Here is a 20,547-nt window from a genome sequence, read left to right on the forward strand (position 1 = left end):
CGCTCCCCCACCGCCACCTCCACCGCCGCCGGCTGTCGCACCGGTGCCCGCGCCAGCTCCGGTCGCAGACATCACACCCAAGCACAACCCCGGCGTGACCCTCACGCAAGCCCAGCCTCTGCTTGCGATGCTGCTTCTGCAACTGGAAAGCGGGCGCGGAGAGCGCTTGCTCAATTTGCTGGAGCGGGATGCGCGCAACGCCCCGGCAGCGCGGGCGCTGGCAAGGCAGTTCGATGGATTGGTGGCCGGCGCGCATCCGGTCAAGCTTGCGAAAGTGGAGTTCCGCGCCGAGCCTGCAGATGGCCGGCTGTTCGTGGTGGGCCACGTTCGGCTCCATACCGGCGACGCGAGCGCTGCAAAGCCACTCGCGCTGCGCATCGAATTCATGTCGCGCGAGGGCACCGTCGTCATGACGGGGTTGAGTGCGCTCGCGGAGAACTGACGCATGTTTCAGCGCACCCAAGCCATCAAGGCGGCATTCGCAGTTGGCGCGGCCGGGATGCTGCTCTGGCTGGGTACTACGGCCAACATCAACCGCGGATGCGCACTGGAGGAAGCCACCCTTGCTTCGCTGTGCGGTGAAGTGCCGGCGCCCGCTTCGGCCGCGCGGCTTGCGCAATTGAGGCAGCGCATCTCCGAGAATCCAGGCGATTCGCCAGCCTACACGGCGCTTTCATTCTTTCCGCAGTCAGTCGAACGGCAGGCGATGGTGCGCGCGGCGTCCACGCTCGCACCCAATGATCCGAACGTTTTGATGGCACGCGCCACTTTGGCGTTGCAGCAGGACCGCCTGGCCGAGGCTGCAACCGAGTTGGTGCAGCTCACCGAGTATTACCATCACTCCACACGGCAACCTGCCAGGACTCTGGCCCGCATGATCGCGCAAGGCCAGGCGACGTCACTCCAACAGCACCTCAAGCCCGGCACCCAGTGGTTCCCACAGGTTTTGGCCGCGATGGTCGAGCTCAAAGTCCCTCTCGCCGCTGCGTCGCCGCTTTTGTCGCACGCAGTCCACCAAGGCGCACTGCCCGCTGAGCGAGTGGGCAGCCTCATTCGCACACTGAAAGAAGAAGACAGCTGGGTGGATGCATACGCGCTATGGCTTGCGCGCCACGGCGGACGGTTGCCAATTCTTTACAACGCGGGATTCGATGAACCATTGGAGCCCGATGGCTTCGATTGGGAGATCGCTTCGCAACGGGCCGGGCGCGAAGGCGCCAGCGTGGCCATCCGCCCCTTGCCGGAGCGTGGCAATGTCTTGGACCTGCTGTTCACAGGGCGCTCGATGCCCGCCGCCATCGTGTCGCAGCACGTCTTCCTTGCGCCTGGGCGCTACCGGCTTTCGGGGCAGTACAGCGCATCCGGCTTGCGCACAGAAAGCGGCTTGGCCTGGGCGGTGCGGTGCAGTGTGAATAAAGCGCCACAGCTTGCCGGCAAGAGCACGGAGCTGCGGGATACGCAAGGCCGGTGGCAGCCCTTCGAATTCGCTATCGACGTGCCCGAACGGTGTAGCACCGTCGCCACGCTGGATCTCGAAACGTTTGCCGCCTATGAGGCTGCGGCGGGAATTCGCGGACGCGCCTATTTCGATGCGTTTAAGCTGCAAAAGTTGGCACCATGACCGAAAATCGATTGGTGCGCCGCACACTTTGTTACCGTTCTCGGCTATAGTGCCATTTCTATTTCTGTCCAATGGGGGCCGTTCCATGTTCAAGCATCTCTTCACCGCAACTGTCTTGTGCGCCGGCGTAGCCGCCTTCGCTCAATCGCAGCCGCAGGCTATCGGCAAGGTGGCCGAGGTCGAGGGTGTGGTCACGGTCAGCAACGGCGTGACAGTTGCCACAGCTGTTCTCGGCTCCCCCGTCATTGAAGGCACCCGGTATGTCACCGCCGCATCGGGCTCGACCCTGCTGCGGATGGACAGGGGATGCGATATCCGGCTCAAGCCCAATGAATCGCTGCTGATCGACGGCAACAGGGACTGTGCAGCTTTGCTCGCATTGGTCCAGCCCGTGGGCGCGAATCTCGCGGCTGTTGTGATCCCTGGCGCCGCGCTTCCCGCAGCGGGCACTACAGTTGCGGGCACCGCGGGCAGCACCGGCGTGGCCGCGGGAGTGCTCGGCGCGGGTGGCGCTTTGGCAGCAGGCCTGATTGCCGGTAACAGCGGCGGCAGCGCAGCCGCACCAGGCGGTGGTGGCGGGATTCCGGTGCCGCCCATCAGCGGGCAATGAATTCGCATTCCGGCTTGACGCAAGCGGGGCCTCTGGGCCCCGTTTCTGTTTTCGCGGCCGGATTCCTGCTGCTCGCAGCACCCCTGATGCGGGGGGGCAATCGCCACCTGGCATTGATGACGCTCGAGGCAATCGGCACCATCATCATGCTGAGTATCGCGTTGCGCTCTATCCTGCGACAGGGCGACATGTCGGCCGCCAAGCCGCGGTGGGGCGCCGCACAGTGGCTGCTTCTGTCAAGCCCCGCCCTTCTTGCGCTTATCTACCTGGTGCCCATGCCGGTCGCGATGTGGGCGCAGGCGGCCGGGCGGGACGTCTACCTCCAGGCAATGCGCAACGCGGGCGCCACAATTCCCGGCAGCATGCCGTTATCGGTCGTTCCCGACGCCACCCTCACGTCGCTGCTTGCGGGTATTCCCCTGGTCGCGGCGTTCCTTCTGGGACAAGGCTGCACGGTCGCGCAACTGCGGTGGCTGGCCAGGGCGGTCGTCTTCGCCGCGGCCGTGCAGGTTCTCATCGGCCTGCTCCAGCTGTCCGGAGGAGAGAATTCGCCGTTCTTGTTTGGTTTTGCGGCAACCCGTCCGATTGGCACGTTCGCCAACAGCAACCACTTGGCGAATTATCTTGCTGGCGCACTGGTGCTGTACATCTGGCTGGCCTGGGAGGCCCTGGTGCCGCAAGAGGATACGCGCCGTGGTGCTCCGGGCGGGTCGCGCGACGGGCGCCGTTTTGTTGCACTGTGGGTGGGGGGTGGTCTCGTGCTGGTCGTGGGGATTCTGATGACGCGATCGCGCGGTGCCGTGCTTACCGGGCTGCCGGTGGCCGCACTGGCGGCGGGATGGCTCCTGGCACGTGGCCGTTCAAAGCACCTGGGGTGGCGGCGCGTCGTCCCTGCACTGGCAATCGTGCTTCTCGCCACCATCAGCTTTTTGGGTGTCGATGTTGTGTTGTCGCGTTTCGCAGCGGTCGAATTCAACCAGTCTGCGTCGTTCAGGTCCCTTTTGACCCTGACTACGCTTGCCGGCGCCGCAGAATTCTGGCCGTGGGGCGCGGGCTGGGGCGTGTACGGAGCGGTGTACCCCCGCTTCCAGCCTCCCGAGATCCCGGGAACAGCCGGCTACGCCCACCAGGACTATGTGCAAATGCTGTTCGAGGGCGGCGTATTCGCCCTGGTCTTCGCGGGCGCGTTTGTGTGGCTTGTCGCCCGCCGCATCGTGCTCTTTGCGCGGCTGGTTCGGCGCAAACACCGCCTGCGCCGCGAGTCCGTCGCGGCCGCCCTGTGTGGACTGGGGCTATTGGGCTTTCTCGCGCACTCCTTGGTAGAGTTCAACATGCACATCCCTGCCAACGCCATCCTCGCATCATTGCTGGCAGGCGTCTTCCTGCGGCCGCTGGCCGATGCCGGCGACGCGCCATGATCGACCTGCACAGCCACATCCTGCCCGGCATCGACGACGGCTCCAAGAGCCTGGAAATGTCGCTGGACATGGCGCGCATTGCCGTGGCGGACGGCATCAAGGTGATGGCCTGCACGCCCCACATCTATCCCGGCCTGTACATGAACGACTCGGCCGGCATCAAGGCCGCGCGCGATGCGCTGCAGGCCGCCCTCGACGAACACGGCATCGCGTTGCAGCTCACCACCGGCGCGGACGTCCACCTGGTGCCCGGCTTGGTCAAGGGCCTGCGGGCCGGCGTGGTGCCCAGCCTGCACGGCACGCGTTACGTGCTGCTCGAGCCACCGCACCACGTCGCCCCGCCACGCTTCGCGGAACTGGTGTTCGACCTGGTCGCCAATGGCTACACGCCAGTGATCACGCATCCCGAGCGGCTCACGTGGGTTGAAACGCACTACGCCACATTCGTCGAACTCACGCGGCAGGGTGCATGGATGCAAGTCACGGCCGGCGCCTTGACGGGCGTCTTCGGCACCGGCGCGAAGTACTGGGGCGAACGCTTCGTAGGTGAGGGCCTCACCCACATCCTGGCCAGCGACGCTCACTCGTCGGGGCGCCGCATTCCGGTTCTGTCAGAAGGGTTGGCTGTCGCGGAGCGGCTGCTGGGCCGCGAAGAGGCGCAGCTACTCGTGCAAGGCCGCCCCTCGGCCATCATGAACGACCTGCCCCCCGGCCAGGTTGCACCTTTGCCGGCATCCCGGCAAAAGGCGTGGGGCGGCGCAAGCTGGCTGCGCCGTCTGCTCAGGCGCTGAGGCCCTCGGGGTACGCAGGATTCTTGCGTGCCCTTGTGATGCAATAGTGCGATGAAACTACTCGTCTTCGCGGGCAGCACCCGCCTCAATTCCTGGAACCGCAAGCTCGCCCATGTGGTCGCCGACATGGCGCGCACGAGTGGCGCCGAGGTCACTCACATCGAACTCGCCGACTTCGACGTGCCCATGTACAACGCCGACCTGGAAGCGCGCGGCACGCCGCCCGATGTGATGAAGCTCAAGCAGCTCACGTACGAGCACCCGGCCTGGATCATTTGCACGCCCGAATACAACGCGAGCTACCCTGCATTGCTCAAGAACACCATCGACTGGATCTCCAGCCCGGTGAAGGGCGATCCGGTGTGGAACGACGATTTCCGTTCTTCGCGCGGCAAGGTGGTAGGTGTGCTGAGCGCCTCGCCCGGCGCGCTGGGCGGCCTGCGTTCACAGAGTCACTTGGTGCCGTTGCTGCTTAACATCCATTGCTGGGTGGCGCCGACCAACTATGCGCTGGGCCGCGCCGCCGACGCATTCGATGCGCAGGGTCAACTGGTCGCCGATGCTGCAAAGGCCAAAGTCAAGGCGGTGATCGACGAGGTGCTATGGGCCAGCCAGCGGTTGCAGCGCTGAACTGTTTTCTCCATTGCCATGCCGGGCTTGACCCGGCATCCATGCATCGCCGGATACGCCGGCACTCAACGTGACATGGGCCGCGGGTCGAGCCGCAATGGCAGGCCTTATCCGCGCCCATTCTCAGCGGTCCAGTTGAGGTGCCAAGCGCGAACGCGCCTACGTATGGCTTCCGTGTGCCTCTCAAACAAGTACCAACAAATCGAGCCAATCAACAGCAAGACACACAACCATCCCGCGTACCTCGCGATACCGGCGAAGTCTGGCACGAGTCGCAAACCGCCATAGCCGAATAAGGCGATCACCACGACAAAGGGGAAGTGAGATGCATACAGCGAATAGGAAATCGCGGACAGGCCTTCGGAAAATCCGCGCACCTTTACTCCAATGACCGAGTTGCCCGGCGGAGGCCAGGAAGCCAAGACAACGCAAAGGATCGCGAAGGCAAGTCCGATAACAAGGTCACTGGAAATGTTCGGCTGTATCGTGGGCCAGGTTGACTTGCTGTAGGCGAGGGCGGCAAGAAGCATGGCCGAGGCGGTGACGAGCGCTATAGGGCGTCGGCGGCAGGCGATTCGCCGGGTGACCACATAGACTCCCACGCCCATCAGCCACACCACGAAACCCTCTCGCATCCCCGGCAATAGGTAAAGGATTACGACCGCAAGAAGAGCCAGGCTTGCCCTTGCCCCCCGACCGCGAGCTGGCCCACATAGTCCTACAGCCGTACCAATCATTGGGAACAGAAGGTAGTACCAAAATTCGTTGGCCAGGCTCCACAATGGACGATTCGTCCCGAAGACTGGAGACGTGATCGTTTGCAGGAAGAAGATGTTGGCAAGAAATGTTGACGGCGAATTGGAGTGATCCGTCGCGGTTGGGCCGGAGTTCCATTGCTGGTGATAGGCCCCCGTCAAGGCCTCAGGATGTATTGCCGACAGGAACAGGTCGACCACTGCCGTGACAACAAGGACCGGAATCAAGACGGTCCAGAGCCGCACCAGTCTGGCAGTGGCGTAGGTGGTTGCGTCAAACCCGACTCCCGCTTTGAGTACGGACCCACCCACAAAGAATCCGCTCAGCACAAAAAAAACCATGACCGCCTGATGTCCGAGTCCAGTCACAAAATACAGTGCCCAATGGAAAGCGGTTGGCGATTGAAGTTCCGCAAAGTCAAGAAATGTCGCCGCCCGCAGATGCCCAGCGCAGACAGCCAGTGCGGAAAGCCCGCGGGCCAAGTCGAGCCAGACGTATCTCTCCGGGTACTTCAAATGCGGCTCGCTTATCGGGTTTGTACAAATGCGGCAGGGCGCCTGAGGCTGCGATTATCCCGCGTGCGCCGTGCGTGCCTATGTCGTGGCGCCCAACCCTTCCAACACCGCGACCGAGACAATCTCGATCCGGCCATACCCGAGCTTCACGGCGTCGGGCTCCAACAGCGCCATCAACTCCTTGCTCAGCGTCCAGCCCGTGATGGCCAGCGCGTCTTGCGGCACCGGGTCGGCGGGCCGGGCGACGGCCATGCGCGGCAAGTGCACCTTCAACTGGGCGAACACGGGTTCCCGTTTGTGCTTGGGCCACACCCCGCAGTCGAAACGAGTGTGCGGCTCGAACCGCACCAAAGTGAACCCTCTTCTCCGGACGCTAGCAGGTCAAGCCCGCGATCACATGCCTCAGAACGGATAGTGCCGAGGCGTCGTCTGCACCGTAATCCAGCGCAGCTCCGTGAACTCCGCGATGCCCGCCTTGCCCCCAAAGCGCCCGATGCCGCTGCCTTTCACGCCCCCGAAAGGCATCTGCGCCTCGTCATGAACCGTTGGCCCGTTCACGTGGCAGATGCCCGAGTCGATCTTGCGCGCCACGTTGAACGCCCGCGCGATGTCGCGGCCGAACACCGCCGCCGACAAGCCGTACTCGTTGTCGTTGGCGCAGGCGATTGCTTCCTCGGTATTCTTCACGCGCACGATGCACTTCACCGGACCGAACGTTTCCTCGTGGTAGATGCGCATCTTGGGCGTCACGTGGTCCAGCACCGTCGCCGGCATCAGCGTGTTCTCGGCCTTGCCGCCGCACACCAGCTTGGCGCCCTGGGCCAGCGCATCGTCGATCAGCGCGTTGCAGTGATGCACCGTGCTCATGCCGATCACGCTGCCCAGCACCACCGGTTCGGGCTTGCGCGGGTCGCCCAGCGGCAGTCCTGAAGCCTTGGCGCCGAATTTCTTGACGAACTCGTCGGCGATCTTCTGGTCCACGATGATGCGCTCGGTCGACATGCACACCTGGCCGCTGTTGGCGAAGCAGCCGAATGCCGCGCCATTGACCGCGTCCTCGATGTCGGCGTCGTCCAGGATCACCAGCGGCGCCTTGCCACCCAATTCCAAGACCACGGGCTTCAGGTACTTGGCGCAGGTCTGCGCGATGAGGCGGCCGACCTTGGTCGAGCCGGTGAAGTTGACGCGCCGCACCGCCGGGTGCGCCACCATCGCATCCACAACCGCGCCCGCATCGGCCGGCGCGTTGGTGATGTAGTTGACGACGCCCGGCGGGAAGCCCGCTTCCTGGAAAGCCTCGATGATCAGCTGATGGGTGCGCGGGCAGTTCTCGCTGCCCTTCAGGATCACGGTGTTGCCGCAGGCCAGCGGCACGCAGATGGCGCGCACACCCAGGATGATGGGCGCATTCCACGGCGCGATGCCCAGCACCACGCCGGCTGGCTGGCGGATGCCCATGGCCAGCGAACCGGGCACGTCCGAGGGGATGACTTCACCGGAGATCTGCGTCGTGAGCCCGGCCGCTTCGCGGATCATCCCGGCCGCCAGCATCACGTTGAAGCCGGCCCACATGCCGGTCGCGCCGGTCTCGGCCGACACCGCCTCGACGAACTGCGGCACCTTCGCCTCCAGCTTCTCGGCGGCCTTGAGCAGCAGCATGCGGCGCTCGCCCGGGCCAGTCTCGCTCCAGGTCTTGAACGCCTCGGCGGCTGCTTCGACAGCCATCACCGCATCGGCGGGCGAAGCCGCGGGCGCGCGCGTTGCCACAGTGCCGTCGAGCGGGTTGCGGCGCTCGAACGTGGCGTTCTTCTCGGCCGTGACTTTCAGGCCGTTGATCAGCATGGACAGGTCGGACATATGGGTTCTCCTTTAGGTGACCGGCTCAGCCCGGACGGTAGTTCGTACGGCATTCGCGGCCGTTGTGGATTCGTTGCTGGCGGCGCCGAGATAAGCCTCGCGCACGACGGTGGAGCGCGCCAGCAATTTCGCCGGGCCGCTGGCGACCAGCGTGCCGCGCTCCAGCACATAACCGCGGTCGGCGACGGCCAGCGCCTTCTTGACGTTTTGTTCCACCATCAGCACGGTGGTTCCCGCATCGGCAATGCGCCGTGCGATCGCCAGCAGCTCGTCGACCATGCGCGGCGCCAGGCCGAGCGAAGGCTCATCGAGCATCAGCAGGCGCGGCGCGCTCATCATCGCGCGCGCCACCGCCACCATCTGCTGCTCGCCGCCGCTCATGGTGCCGGCCAGCTGCTGCGCGCGCTCGCGCAGCTTGGGGAAATCCGCGAAGGCGCGTTCGAGGCGCAGCGCGCGCTCGGCCTTGTTGGTCAGCCAGCCGCCCAGCTCCAGGTTCTCGGCAACGGTCATCTGCGCAAACAGCTGCCGGCCTTCGGGTACCAGGGCGACGCCGGCGCGCACGATCTCATGCGTCTTCTCGGGCAAGTCGTCGCCATCCAGCAGCACGTCGCCGCCGCGCGGGATGAGGCCGTTCAATGCGCGCAGCAGCGTGGTCTTGCCCGCACCATTCGGGCCGAGGATCACGGTGAGGCCGGGCTTGACCTCCAGCGTCACACCGCGCAGCACTTGCACCGGGCCATAGCCCGCGCTCAGCCCGCGCACCTTGAGGTGGGCGCGGCCGGTGCCGCCGAGTTCGAAGCCGGGTTGGTGCCACATCATGCGAGCACCTCGTCCTCGCCCACCATCTCGTCGCCCAAATAGGCCTCGACCACCTCGGCGTTGCGCACGACTTCGGCGGGCGTGCCGTCCGCGATCTTGCGGCCCTGATGCAGCACGATCACGCGTTCGACGTGGCGCAGCAGCGTAGTCACCGCGTGCTCGATCCACACGACGGTGAGATCCAGCTCGTCGCGCAGGCGCCGGATCAGGCGCGCCATCTCTTCAATCTCGGCCTCGGTCAGGCCCGCCGCCACCTCGTCCAGCAGCAGCATGCGCGGCCGCGTCGCCAGCGCCATGCCGATCTCCAGCAGCCTTTGCTGCGAGGGCGTGACGGCCCCTGCCGGCAGCGCCGCCTGCGCCGTGAGGCCGATCACGGCCAGGATGCTTGGCGCATCGCGCAGCGCCCACGGCACGGACTGCTCCTCGCCCCAGAGCCAGTACTTGCGCGGCCTTCGACCCGCGAACTTGAGCCCGAATTCGATGTTGGACAGCACCGTCATGTCGGCGAACACCCGCGGCGTCTGGAAGGTGCGGGCCAGGCCGTGCGCGGCATAGCGATGCGGGCCTTTGCCGGTGAGGTCATGGCCCGATGCGATTAGGCGGCCTGAGGTGGGCGCGGTGACGCCGGTGATCGCGTTGAAGAACGTCGTCTTGCCCGCGCCGTTGGGGCCGATGATGCCCACCAGCTCGCCGGCGCGAAAGCTCGCGCTCACGGCATCGACCGCGACCAAGCCGCCGAAGCGCACCGTCACCTCGCGCGCTTCGAGCAACGGCAACACAGCCTGGTCAGACATGGCGCCGCTCCTTCGCGCGTTGCTTGGCACGCGCCTTGTCGCCGCTCCATTCGTGGCGGCGCAGCTTGCCCCAGTCGCGCGTGTCACGCCACCACGCGCGGAACGTTTCCCAGCGCAGGGAGGCCAGGCCGCCCGGCAGATACAACACAGAGAGGATCAGCAAGAGGCCCAGCGACATCATGTAGATCTGCGGCGCCTTCAGTCGCAAGGTCTCGGCCAGCAGGCTGAACACCACGGCCGCGATCAGCGGGCCCCACAAAGTCACCGCCCCGCCGATCAGCGCGATCAGCACGGTCTGGAAGCCAATGAAGGGGTTGAACACCGTGTGCGGGTCGATGTAGGTCCAGCGCACGGACATCGCGGCGCCGACGGCCCCCGCTACGGCCGCTGTCATCGCGAACCCGGCGATCTTCACCAGCCGTGTGTTCACGCCCAGGGTTTGCGCGCGCTGTTCGTCTGCGCCGATTCCCATCAGCGCCAGGCCGAAGCGGGTGCGGCGCACGCCGATGGACAGTGCCACGGTCATCACGGCCAGGGCCAGCATGGTGAGATAGATCGTGCCCTGCTCCGGCACCACGGTGAGCACGCGGCCCACGGTGCCCGTCACCTGCTTTTCGAAGTAGGTCACGGCATGGCGGATCAGCTCGGTCATGCCGAAGGTCAGCACCGCGAAATAGGTGCCGCGCAGGTGCAGCACCGCGGCACCCATCACCACCGCGATCACCGTGGCCGCGCCGGCGCCGAGTGCGATGGCTTCGATCCAAGACGTGCGTTCCAGCATCAGCGCGCTGGTGTAGGCGCCGATGCCGAAGAAGGCGGAGGTCGCGAGCGACAGATAACGCGTGCTGCCGCAGAACAGGCCCCAGCTGGACGACAGCGCCACGTACATCAGGCAGGTGAGCGCCATCGACACCATGAACTCGCTGCCGTAGTAGGGCAGCGACAGCGCCCAGCCCGCCAGGCCGAACAGCACCAGCAGGTCGCGGATGAGTAACTGGCGGGACGTCATGGGAGTGTCTGGTTCATGCTTTGCGGCCCTTGCGAGCGAACAGTCCCTCGGGCCGCAGCAGCAGCACGGCGATGAACACGCTGTACGACAGCAAAGCCTTGAGGGAAGGGTTGGTGAAGTGCATGCCCAACGCCTCGACCACGCCCAGCAGCAGGCCGCCCGCGAGCGCGCCGCCCATGCTGCCGAACCCGCCCAGCGTGATGACGATCAGCGCGGTCACGGTGTAGGGCTCGCCCATCGCGGGCGAGATGGTGTAGGCCATCGACAGCAGGCTGCCCGCCACGCCCGACAGGCCCAGGCCGATGCCGAACATCAGCGGATGCAGGCGCTTGGTATCGATGCCGACCAGCTGCGCGCCCACCTGCGACTGCATCAGCGCGCGCACGCCCTTGCCCAGCAGCGTCATGCGCAGCAGCACGACCAGCGCGCCGCAGAAAACCAGGGCCAGGCCGAACACCAGCAGCTTGTTGCCCGCGAACTGCGCGGCACCAAACTTCACCGGCGAGGCGAAGTAGTCGTAGCCGCGCAGCTCGCCGCCCCACATCCACGACGCGAAGTTCTGCACCAGGAACATCAGGCCGAATGCGACCATCAGGCCGCGCGCCTCGAAGATGTCCAGGTTGGGTGACGTTGCTGTGAGGCGGCGGAAGCACAGCCAATGGATCGCCAGGCCCAGCAGCATCAGCACGGCGAACGCCACCGGCACCATCAGCAGCGGCGACAGGCCGAGCGAGGCGTGCGCCATCCAGGTCAGGTAGGCGCCGACCATCAGGAACTCGCCATGCGCGATGTTGAGGATGCGCATCAGGCCGTACTGCAGGTTCAGCCCCAACGCGACGAGCGCGTAGATGCCGCCCGTGATCAATCCGCTGGCCAGCAGCTCAGCCCAGGCACCGGCGGACACTTTATTTCCAGGCCGGCTTGTTCGCGTTCAACTTCGCCGTCGCCACATTCAGCGGCCACACCACCTCGAATTCGCCGTTCTGCCACTGACTCACCGTTCCCGGCGTGGCCGTGTTCTCGCTGCCGGTGAACTTGATGTCGCCCAGGATGGTCTTGTGCGTGGTGCCCGCCACGTAGTCGCGAATCGCCTTGCGGTCCAGCCCCGCCTTGCCGACGGCAGCGGTGAGGATCTCGAGCCCGGCCCAGCATGCGCCGCTGGCCCAGCGGTCCGGCTCCTTGCCGCCGAACTTCTTGGTGTGCGCGTCGAAGTAAGCCTTGGCCGCCGGGCTGGTCTTGGCATTCCACGAGCCCATGCCCAGCACGCCCTCGGCGCCGGGCGCCGTCATGACGTTGCGGTACAGCTGGAAGGCCGTGCCGACCGAGGCGTAGAAGAACTTCGGGTTGAGACCCACTTCCTTGGCCTGCTTGCTGGCCAGGATGGTGTCGGGCGGGTAGGTGAAGCCGACGAAGGCGTCGGGGTTCTTGTCCTTGATGGAGCGCAGCACCGGCGACAGGTCCTTCACGCCGGCCGGATAGCTGGTGTCTTGCACCAGGCTGATACCGCTGCCCTGCAGCGCCACCTTGAGCGCCGAATAATTCTCCAGGCCGAACAGGTCGTCAACGTAGATCACGGCCAGGCTTTTCGCGCCATTGGCCTTGAGCATGTCGACCAGCGCATTGGTCATGGGCGCCGGCTGCTGCAGCAGCAGGAAGAAATACGGCAGCTTCATCTCCACCAGCCGGCGCGACAGGGCCGTCGGCGCGAGGAAGGGGTAGCCGAAGCGATTCGCCAGCGGAGCCACTGCGAAGTTGGCGTTGCTGCCCCAGGGCGGCAGCACCAGGTCGACCTTGTCGCTACCCATGAGTTTTTCGTAGGTGCGCACCACGGTCTCGGTGTCGCTGCGGTCGTCTGAGCTGATCAGCTCGATGGGCCGCTTGGCGCCCTTCACGTTGAGGCCGCCGGCGGCGTTCTGCTGCTCGGCCCACAGCAGGTAGTTGGGCTCCTGGCTCACCTGCGCGCCGCCGGTCCACGGCCCCGTTCGCGACATGGTGTAGCCGATGCGCACCGGGCCGGCCTGCGCCAGCAGCCCCGGCGCCACGGCCATCGCGCCCGCGGCGGCGGCCGCGCCCTGGATCAACTTGCGACGTGTTGCTTGAACCATGACAGTCTCCTTTTTTGACGACGGGCCCATTCCGGGCATGAACCCCCAATGCTAGGAAGCTTCCCGCCCGGGGGCTTTGCTCTCGGCGCATTTAGCGCTTGCCTGACCGTGCAATGGCGCTGGGGTTTACCCTGAACCCTGGTGGCGGCGAGGCCCGAAACCAGCGAACATAGGCCCATGGCCCCTTCCAGCATCCTCTCTACCGACAACGTCGCACCGCGCGAGCGCGCGCCGGCCTGGCGCGAGTGGGTGTTCCAGCATTTCGGCGGGCTCGATTCCGATCTGTACGGCGACACCGAGTTCGACGGCCACATGGCGGCTTCGCATGCGGGCGACGTCATCCTCACCAAGCTCGAAGCCAACCGGCATCGCGTGCTGCGCAGCCCGCACCTGGCGCGCGGCGGCGAGACCGCCTACCTGAAGATCGTCGCGCCCTGGCAGGGCAGCGCGTCGGTGGAGCAGCAGAACCGCAAGGCCTCCGCGCGCAACGGCGGCTGGATGATCTACGACACCACCGCGAGCTACGCCATCGAGAACCCGGAGCGGGTCGAACACCTGATCGTGATGCTGCCCAAGGACCAGATGGCCGAGCGCGGCGTGCGGCTCAATGACCTGATGGCGCGCCACGTGGGCGGCGCCAGCGGCATCTCGCGCGTGGCGCTGGAGACCATGCGCAGCACCTACCAGGAGCTGCCGCACATGAGCGAACAGGCGGCGCACGGCGCCGGCGAGCTGATCATGCAGCTGGTGCGCCTGTCGCTGCTGGAACTCGCGGGTAGCGAGACCGCCGTGACGCAGCGCGAAGCGTTGAAAGACCGCATCCGCAGCCATGTGGCGCGCCATCTGCGCGACCCGCAGCTGTCGATCGAAGGCATCGCCCGCGCGCTCAACTGCAGCCGCCGCCACCTGTACAACGCCTTCGCGGGCGACGCCCATACGCTCGCCGACTACATCCAGCAGCAGCGGCTGGCCGCCTGCGTGCGCGAACTGCGCGAGGACGCGCAGGGCCATCGGCCCATCACCGACATCGCGCTGTCGTGGGGCTTTTCCAACCCCTCGCATTTCAGCCGCGTGTTCCGCGACCACGCGGGCATGAGCCCGAGCGAATTCCGCCAGCGTGCCACCGCACTGTCCAGTTCTTGACAGGCTGGAGCCAGGCTCCAGCCGAGAATGTGGGCACAACACAGGACGGTTCATGAACAGCAACGCGCGCCCCAGTTTCACCCACATGCAGGACAGCACCCAGGCCGACTGGCAGGTGATCGTCGGTGAGGTCAAGCAGTTCGTTCAGGGCCTGCCGGACCGGGTGATCAAGCACCTGCAAATCCTCGAGGGCGACTACAGCGGTTTTCCGGTCGACCGCTACACCCATTCGCTGCAAACCGCCACGCGGGCCTGGCGCGACGGCCGCGACGAGGAGTACGTGGTGTGCGCGCTGCTGCACGATATCGGCGACACGCTGGGCTCGTTCAACCACCCGGACATCGCCGCCGCCATTTTGAAGCCCTTCGTGAGCGAGGCCAACCACTGGATGGTGCAGAACCACGGCGTCTTCCAGGGCCTCTACTTCTATCACCACGTCGGCATGGACCGCAACATGCGCGAGCAGTTTCGCGGTCACCCGCACTTCGCGCGCACCGAGGAGTTCTGTGCGCTTTACGACGCTCCCGCGTTCGACGCCAAGGCCGAAACGCTGCCGATATCCGAATTCGAACCCATGCTGCGCCGCCTGATGGCGCAACCGCGCAACACCATCTACAAGCCGGCACTCGAGGCTTAACCCCAGGAAAGAGACATCATGGAAATCGCATCGCTCAAGCAAGTCGTCAGCGCCGAGGAGTGGCAGCTGCGCGTGGACTTGGCCGCCTGCTACCGGCTGGTCGCGCTGTACGGATGGAGCGACCTCGTGTTCACGCACATCAGCGCGCGCGTGCCTGGGCCGGAGCACCACTTCCTCATCAATCCCTACGGCCTGATGTTCGACGAGATCACCGCCTCCTCGCTCGTGAAGGTCGACCAGCAGTGCAACAAGGTGATCGATTCGCCGTTCCCGGTCAACCCCGCCGGGTTCGTCATCCACAGCGCGGTGCACGAAGCGCGTGAAGACATCCAGTGCGTGCTGCACACCCACACCCGCGCGGGCGTGGCCGTGAGCGCGCAGAAGTGCGGCATCCTGCCCATCTCACAGCAGGCGACCTTCGTGATCGCATCGCTGGCGTATCACGACTATGAAGGCGTGGCCTTCCGCCCCGACGAAAAGCCGCGGCTGCAGGCGGACCTTGGCGACGCCAACTACCTGGTGCTGCGTAACCATGGCTTGCTCGTGACAGGCAAGACCATCGCCGACGCGTTCCTGCAGATGTACACGTTCGAGAACACCTGCCGCATCCAGCTGGATGCGCAAGCCGGCGGTGAGCTGGTGAGCGTCAACCCGGCGATCGTCAAGGGCGTGGGCGAGGCGATGCGCGTGCAGACGGGTGGTCAGGCCGGTGCGTTCGTGTGGCCGTCGCTGATCCGCAAGCTGGATCGCGTGGACGCGAGCTACAAAGACTAGGAGTCTGGGCGGCAGAAGCCGTTCAAGCTCCCTCTCCCTCTGGGAGAGGGTTGGGGTGAGGGCATGCGAGCGCAAAGGTCATCGGCGGGCGGATGCGATGCGTTGAACGCAGATGCCAGCCAACGACTTGGCGTACTTCATCGGCGACACCGTGGACATGCTGGATCTGGTGGCGTTTCGCACGCTGGCGGCAGGCAACTACCCGGCGCACCGCACCATCCGGGACTTCCGGGCGTTTCACTTGAAGGAGCTGAGCGAGTTATTTGTGCAGGTGGTCAAGCTGGCCCGCGAGATGGGGCTAGTGAAGCTGGGCACCATCGCGGTGGACGGCACCAAGGTCAACGAGGGCAAAGACGCCTATCGAAAACGCAAATGGATCGCCGAGCCACCCAACGGCTGGATCAAGCACATCCTGGGCTTCCGGCAATTACCCCAGCCCTCTCCCAGAGGGAGAGGGAGCAACAACCCTCTGCCGCCCAGACTCCTAGCCTCTAGACCGACCCGACCGCCGCCAACCCCACCACCGCGCGCCCGCTGTCGGGGGTCGTGCGTGGCTCGTGCTCCAGCACGCTCAGCTGCATCCGCGTCATTTCCACCGACCCGAAGATGGTGCTGAACGCCACGTCTTTCGCGTCGCGGCCGGTGCCGATTCGCACCAGGCGATCCACCGGCGCCATGCCGGTCGCGTCGAACAGCACCCACTGGCCGCCCAGCCACGCTTCGAACGTCGCGTGAAAGTCCTGCGGCGGCTCGTCGAACCACACGTAGCCCACCACGATGCGCGCCGGGATGTTCATCGCGCGGCACATGGTGATGCCCAGGTGCGCGAAATCGCGGCACACGCCGGCGCGCTGCACGAAGACCTCTTGCGCGGTGGTGGTGGAGTTGGTGCTGCCCGGGCGGTATTCGATGGCATCGTGGATCCACTTCACGATCTTGCGCACCCGGCTGATGCCGGGAGGCTCGTTGCCGAACAGCTGCTGGGCGACAGGCCCCATCGCGTCCGATTCGCAATAGCGGGTGGGCATGAGATAGTGAAAGATCTCGTCGGGCACCTGGCTGATCGGGGATTCCGGCAGGTGCTCGTCGACGTGTTCGGAGTACACCTCGACGTCGGCCTTGTAGTCCACCAGCAACGGCCCGGGCGACGCGTCGAAGCGAAAGAAGCGGTTGCCGCTCACGTGGTCGGTGAAGCTGTGAACGGAGACGCCTGAAGACACCGCGAGCCGTTCGCTCAGGATTTTCTGGGTGGGCCAGTGCGCCGCCTCGAGGCTGAAGCAGAAGTGGGTCGGCGCCTTGACGTCGTATTCAAGAACGGTTTCGACCGTGGAAAGATGCATGGGGCAACGCCGGGTGACGCAGGCACATGCCTGCTCTCCCATGCTACGCACGCGGCTCTGCCGCACGATCAGCAGCGGGCGCGGCGCGTTGTAGGACTGCGCCGGGTCGGTGCGGCGCGCCGCCTCACTTGTCCGCCTATTTGCCGAACAACCCTTTCACAGCCTCGCCCAATTTGTCCCCCAGCTTGGCACCGGCGCTGGTGCCGACACCCGGCGCCACCGCGGTGCCGATGGCCGCGCCAATCAGCGCGCCGCGCGTGAGCGTGACGGTCGGCGAATCCAACGTGCCGCCCACGGCCAGCGGCACGCCGACTGCGCCGCCGGCCTGGGCCAGGTCCACCGTCACGCGGCCGCTCAGGTTCTTGTCGGCCGTCATCGTGATGTTGCCATTGGCCGAAAGCGCGCCGGAGGTGGCGACCAGGTTCGTCAGTTGCAGCGCGCGGCCTTGTGAGGCGACGTTGCCCGCCAGGGTGTCCAGACGCGTCTCGCCGCCCCGGCTCAATCCCACGGTGGTCACCGCTTTGGCCAGGTCGATGCCGTGCAGCACCGCGTCGCGCACTGTGAAGCGGGTCTGGCTTTGCATGCCCTCCGCGATGCCGCCGCGCGCCTTGAGGTCGACGTCGAGTGTGGTCTGCGCATCCAGGCGGCCGGTCAAGGTGCGGCTCGGCGCGGTCAATGCCGCCACCTCGACGTTCGCGGTGTCGAACTGCCCGTGCAACATCGACGCGCCCGGCTTGCGAGTGAGCTTGCCTGTCACCGTGCCACCGCCGACGGCGGCTTTCAAACTCCAGTGGTCCGCCTCGCGCTGCAACGTTGCCTTGGTGCCTTCGAGACGGCCCTTCACCACATCCAGCATCGCCGACTCGGGCAGGCCTTCGGCGTCCAGTTGCGCCTGCGCGTTCACCGTCATGGGCGCGCCCTTCGCAGGCACCCACGTCACCTGATCGAGCAGCGTGCGCTTGGGCAAGAGGACGATGCTTGCGGCGGCCTGCCCGGGGTCGGGGGCGGCGGCAGGGGCCATGCCGCGCTTCTTCTGCACCGCCGCCACGATCGCGTTCACCGCCTGTTCGGGGACCACGGCGTTGCGAACGATCAGCGTGGCCACTTCCAGCCGGCCCTGCAGCAGCCCGGCCCACACCGGCCGCGCCTCGATGCGCTCCAGCGTCAGCGGCGGTTGGCTTTTGACTTGCACGCGGTCGAGCGCCACCGCCGGCAGCGGCCACACGTCGACGGCAACCCCGCCCACTTCGACCGGTATGCCCAGGGTCGAGGAAATCCGCTGGCCCAGCCGCACCCGGAAATCGTCGCTGTTCACCCAGAACTGCAGCGCCGCGGCCACGCCGGCCAGCAGCACCACCACCGTGAGCGCAATGCCGAACACCCAGGTCAGGAATCTCTTCATGCCCTGATTGTGGCGCGCCTTCGCTCAGGGGCGCCAGCGTTTGAGCAGCAGCGCGTTGGCCATCACGCTCACGCTGGACAGTGCCATCGCCGCGCCGGCGACCACCGGGCTCAGGTAGCCCAACGCGGCCAGCGGGATGCCGGCCACGTTATAGGCAAAGGCCCAGAACAGGTTCTGCCGGATCTTGCGCACCGTGCGACGCGAGATGTCCAGCGCGGCCGCCACCAGCGCCACGTCGCCGCGCATCAGCGTCACGCCGGCGGCGTGCATCGCCACGTCGGTGCCCGTGCCCATCGCCATGCCCACGTCGGCTGCCGCCAGCGCGGGCGCGTCGTTCACGCCGTCGCCCACCATGGCCACCACGTGGCCCGCGCTGCGCAGCTGCGCCACTTTGGCCGACTTGTCGCCGGGCAGCACCTCGGCCATCACCTCGTCCTCGTTCAAGCCCAGCTGCTTCGCCATGGCCAGCGCGGCGGGTCGGTTGTCTCCGGAGATCAGCATGAGCTGCAATCCGCGCGCACGCAAAGCAGCCAGCGCCTCGCGCGCGCCGGGCTTGGGCTCGTCGGCAAAGCCCATCAACGCACGCAGCACCGGCCCGCCAGCCGCGCGTTCCACCAGCGCCGACACCGTGGCGCCCTGCTGCTTCATCTGCGCCAACTCGGCGCCCAATTCTCCAACGCCCACGCCCAGTTCATCCAGCCAATGCAGGCTGCCGATCAGGTAAGGCGTGCCGTTCACCTCGCCTTCGGTACCGCGGCCCGGCACGGCACGCACATTGGCCGCGGGCATCGCGGCCACGCCTTGCGCCTGCGCCCACGCAACCATCGCGCGCGCCAGTGGATGTTCGCTGCCGCTTTGCACGCTCGCGGCCGCCGCCAGCGCGCGTTGTGTGTCGTCGCCCGCCGGCACCGCGAAGGCCGTCACACGCGGCTGCCCCACGGTCAGCGTGCCGGTCTTGTCGAAAGCCACCAGGTCCACCTTGTGCGCGCGTTCCAGCGCTTGCGCGTCCTTGATGAGGATGCCGTGCTTCGCCGCGACGCCTGTGCCGGCCATGATGGCCGCCGGCGTTGCCAGGCCCAGCGCACACGGGCAGGCGATCACCAGCACCGCGACGGCGTGGATCAATGCCGTCTCCACCGGCGCGCCCGTCCACAGCCAGCCGAGCAGCGTCACAAGTCCGACAACCAGCACCACCGGCACGAACACCGCCGACACCTGGTCCACCAGCCGCTGGATCGGTGCCTTGGCCGCCTGCGCGTCTTCCACCAAACGGATGATGTGCGCCAGCACGCTCTCGCTGCCGGCCGCGGTCACCGTCATCACCACCCGGCCATCGCCGTTGATGGTGCCGCCGGTGACCTTCGCGCCTGCCGCCTTGGCTACGGGCAGCGGTTCACCGGTGAGCATCGATTCGTCGACGTGCGTCTGGCCCTCGGCCACCACGCCGTCAGCGGGCACGCGCTCGCCCGGCCGCACGGCCAAGCGGTCACCCGCCAGCACTTCGGCGATGGGAATGTCGGCTTCCACGCCCTTTCGGTCCAGCACATGCGCGGTTTCCGGTCGCAACGCGTGCAGCGCACGGATGGCCGCGGTGGTCTGCCGCTTGGCGCGCGCCTCCAGCCATTTGCCCAGCAGCACCAGCGTCACCACGACCGCGGACGCTTCAAAGTAAAGATGCCCACCGCCCGCGGTGAGCCACAGCCAGACCGACAGGCCCCAGCCCGCCGTCGTGCCGATCGCGACCAGCAGGTCCATGTTGCCGGTGAACGCCTTCAACGCATGCCAGCCCGCGCGGTAGAAGCGCGCGCCCAGGATGAACTGCACGGGAGTCGCCAGCGCGAACTGCAGCCAGGCCGGCAGCATCCAGTGGAAGCCGGCGAGATCCCCGATCATGGGCACGACCAACGGCAGCGACAGCGCAAGGCCAATGCCCACCGGAGCGAAGCCGGCCCAAAGCGAGAGGTCTTGCGGCGCTTCGTCCGATGCGGCACGCGGCTCGTAGCCCGCATCGCGCACGGCACGGCGCAGCCGCGCTTCCATCTGGTCAGAGGGCGCGTATGTCACGCGGGCCGACTCGGTCGCCAGGTTGACGCTGGCGTCCTGCACGCCGGGCACCTTCTTGAGCGCCTTTTCTACACGGGTGACGCAGGACGCGCAGGTCATGCCGACGATGCCGAGGTCGAGTGACGGTGAGGAGGCGACTGCAGTTGCTGTGGAGGAGTTCATGGGTGGGAAGGATGCACCTTGCCATCATGGCAAGGTCAAGCGGTTGACGTGGATCAACCTTTCTCCAGGTAGGGTCAGGGGACGGCGCGCTTGACCCTCC

At 66.3% G+C, this 20,547-nt stretch carries 19 protein-coding genes and 2 pseudogenes; 10 read left to right on the forward strand and 11 right to left on the reverse strand.

Annotation, left to right across the window (positions count from 1 at the left end):
• The 6 genes and pseudogenes from EEB15_RS26725 to EEB15_RS26750 form a co-directional block, all read left to right on the forward strand.
• A pseudogene (locus tag EEB15_RS26725) lies at positions 1–442 on the forward strand (hypothetical protein); the annotation flags it as partial.
• 3 nt (positions 443–445) lie between these two features.
• On the forward strand, positions 446–1,621 hold the full coding sequence (locus EEB15_RS26730) for a hypothetical protein (RefSeq protein ID WP_141513016.1): 1,176 nt from the start codon (positions 446–448) through the stop codon (positions 1,619–1,621).
• An 85-nt stretch (positions 1,622–1,706) separates the two neighbouring features.
• Entirely contained in the window at positions 1,707–2,231 is a 525-nt protein-coding gene (locus EEB15_RS26735; RefSeq protein ID WP_141513017.1) for a hypothetical protein, read from the forward strand.
• Positions 2,228–3,649: an O-antigen ligase gene (locus tag EEB15_RS26740; RefSeq protein WP_141513018.1), complete on the forward strand. Its 1,422-nt coding sequence runs from the start codon at positions 2,228–2,230 to the stop codon at positions 3,647–3,649. Before EEB15_RS26735 ends, EEB15_RS26740 begins: the two co-directional genes overlap by 4 nt.
• Complete coding sequence (locus EEB15_RS26745; protein WP_141513019.1) at positions 3,646–4,440, forward strand: tyrosine-protein phosphatase; 795 nt, start codon at positions 3,646–3,648, stop codon at positions 4,438–4,440. Before EEB15_RS26740 ends, EEB15_RS26745 begins: the two co-directional genes overlap by 4 nt.
• Before the next feature lie 51 nt (positions 4,441–4,491).
• Positions 4,492–5,070: an NADPH-dependent FMN reductase gene (locus EEB15_RS26750; protein WP_141513020.1), complete on the forward strand. Its 579-nt coding sequence runs from the start codon at positions 4,492–4,494 to the stop codon at positions 5,068–5,070.
• Between the two features lie 107 nt (positions 5,071–5,177).
• Here EEB15_RS26750 and EEB15_RS26755 read toward each other — a convergent pair whose 3' ends face one another.
• The 8 genes from EEB15_RS26755 to EEB15_RS26790 all read right to left on the reverse strand — a co-directional run bounded on the left by EEB15_RS26755 (position 5,178) and on the right by EEB15_RS26790 (position 12,925).
• On the reverse strand, positions 5,178–6,341 hold the full coding sequence (locus tag EEB15_RS26755) for an acyltransferase (protein ID WP_158290246.1): 1,164 nt from the start codon (positions 6,339–6,341) through the stop codon (positions 5,178–5,180).
• A 78-nt stretch (positions 6,342–6,419) separates the two neighbouring features.
• Entirely contained in the window at positions 6,420–6,626 is a 207-nt protein-coding gene (locus EEB15_RS26760; protein WP_141513022.1) for a hypothetical protein, read from the reverse strand.
• A 117-nt stretch (positions 6,627–6,743) separates the two neighbouring features.
• Positions 6,744–8,198, reverse strand: coding sequence for an aldehyde dehydrogenase (locus EEB15_RS26765; RefSeq protein ID WP_141513023.1), 1,455 nt, complete (start codon positions 8,196–8,198; stop codon positions 6,744–6,746).
• Positions 8,199–8,210: 12 nt separating this feature from the next.
• Positions 8,211–9,017: an ABC transporter ATP-binding protein gene (locus EEB15_RS26770; RefSeq protein ID WP_141513024.1), complete on the reverse strand. Its 807-nt coding sequence runs from the start codon at positions 9,015–9,017 to the stop codon at positions 8,211–8,213.
• A complete protein-coding gene (locus tag EEB15_RS26775; RefSeq protein WP_141513025.1) occupies positions 9,014–9,811 on the reverse strand; it encodes an ABC transporter ATP-binding protein in 798 nt (265 codons plus the stop codon). Before EEB15_RS26775 ends, EEB15_RS26770 begins: the two co-directional genes overlap by 4 nt.
• Positions 9,804–10,820, reverse strand: a complete 1,017-nt coding sequence (locus tag EEB15_RS26780; protein WP_141513026.1) for a branched-chain amino acid ABC transporter permease — start codon at positions 10,818–10,820, stop codon at positions 9,804–9,806. Before EEB15_RS26780 ends, EEB15_RS26775 begins: the two co-directional genes overlap by 8 nt.
• Before the next feature lie 13 nt (positions 10,821–10,833).
• The gene (locus tag EEB15_RS26785) at positions 10,834–11,724 is read right to left on the reverse strand and encodes a branched-chain amino acid ABC transporter permease (protein ID WP_141513027.1); all 891 of its coding nucleotides are present in this window, start codon (positions 11,722–11,724) and stop codon (positions 10,834–10,836) included.
• A 1-nt stretch (position 11,725) separates the two neighbouring features.
• Entirely contained in the window at positions 11,726–12,925 is a 1,200-nt protein-coding gene (locus tag EEB15_RS26790) for an amino acid ABC transporter substrate-binding protein (protein ID WP_141513028.1), read from the reverse strand.
• 177 nt (positions 12,926–13,102) lie between these two features.
• Between EEB15_RS26790 and EEB15_RS26795 the strand changes: the two genes are divergently transcribed.
• The 4 genes and pseudogenes from EEB15_RS26795 to EEB15_RS26810 all read left to right on the forward strand — a co-directional run.
• Positions 13,103–14,068, forward strand: coding sequence for a helix-turn-helix domain-containing protein (locus EEB15_RS26795; protein ID WP_141513029.1), 966 nt, complete (start codon positions 13,103–13,105; stop codon positions 14,066–14,068).
• A gap of 52 nt (positions 14,069–14,120) precedes the next feature.
• The gene (locus EEB15_RS26800) at positions 14,121–14,705 is read left to right on the forward strand and encodes a phosphohydrolase (protein WP_141513030.1); all 585 of its coding nucleotides are present in this window, start codon (positions 14,121–14,123) and stop codon (positions 14,703–14,705) included.
• 18 nt (positions 14,706–14,723) lie between these two features.
• Positions 14,724–15,479, forward strand: a complete 756-nt coding sequence (locus tag EEB15_RS26805) for a class II aldolase/adducin family protein (protein ID WP_141513031.1) — start codon at positions 14,724–14,726, stop codon at positions 15,477–15,479.
• Positions 15,480–15,591: 112 nt separating this feature from the next.
• Positions 15,592–15,843 (forward strand): annotated as a pseudogene (locus EEB15_RS26810) (IS5/IS1182 family transposase); the annotation flags it as partial.
• A gap of 127 nt (positions 15,844–15,970) precedes the next feature.
• Here the strand turns inward: EEB15_RS26810 and EEB15_RS26815 are convergent.
• From EEB15_RS26815 to EEB15_RS26825, 3 genes are all read right to left on the reverse strand, one after another.
• Entirely contained in the window at positions 15,971–16,819 is an 849-nt protein-coding gene (locus EEB15_RS26815; RefSeq protein ID WP_141513032.1) for a transglutaminase family protein, read from the reverse strand.
• Between the two features lie 136 nt (positions 16,820–16,955).
• Positions 16,956–18,221 (reverse strand): hypothetical protein, encoded by a 1,266-nt coding sequence (locus EEB15_RS26820; RefSeq protein WP_141513033.1) that lies wholly within the window; start codon positions 18,219–18,221, stop codon positions 16,956–16,958.
• Positions 18,222–18,245: 24 nt separating this feature from the next.
• Positions 18,246–20,447: a cation-translocating P-type ATPase gene (locus EEB15_RS26825; RefSeq protein ID WP_141513034.1), complete on the reverse strand. Its 2,202-nt coding sequence runs from the start codon at positions 20,445–20,447 to the stop codon at positions 18,246–18,248.
• Positions 20,448–20,547 lie beyond the last annotated feature (100 nt).

Origin of the sequence: Ramlibacter sp. WS9 (assembly GCF_003797765.1) — a bacterium.
Taxonomy (GTDB): Bacteria; Pseudomonadota; Gammaproteobacteria; order Burkholderiales; family Burkholderiaceae_C; genus Ramlibacter.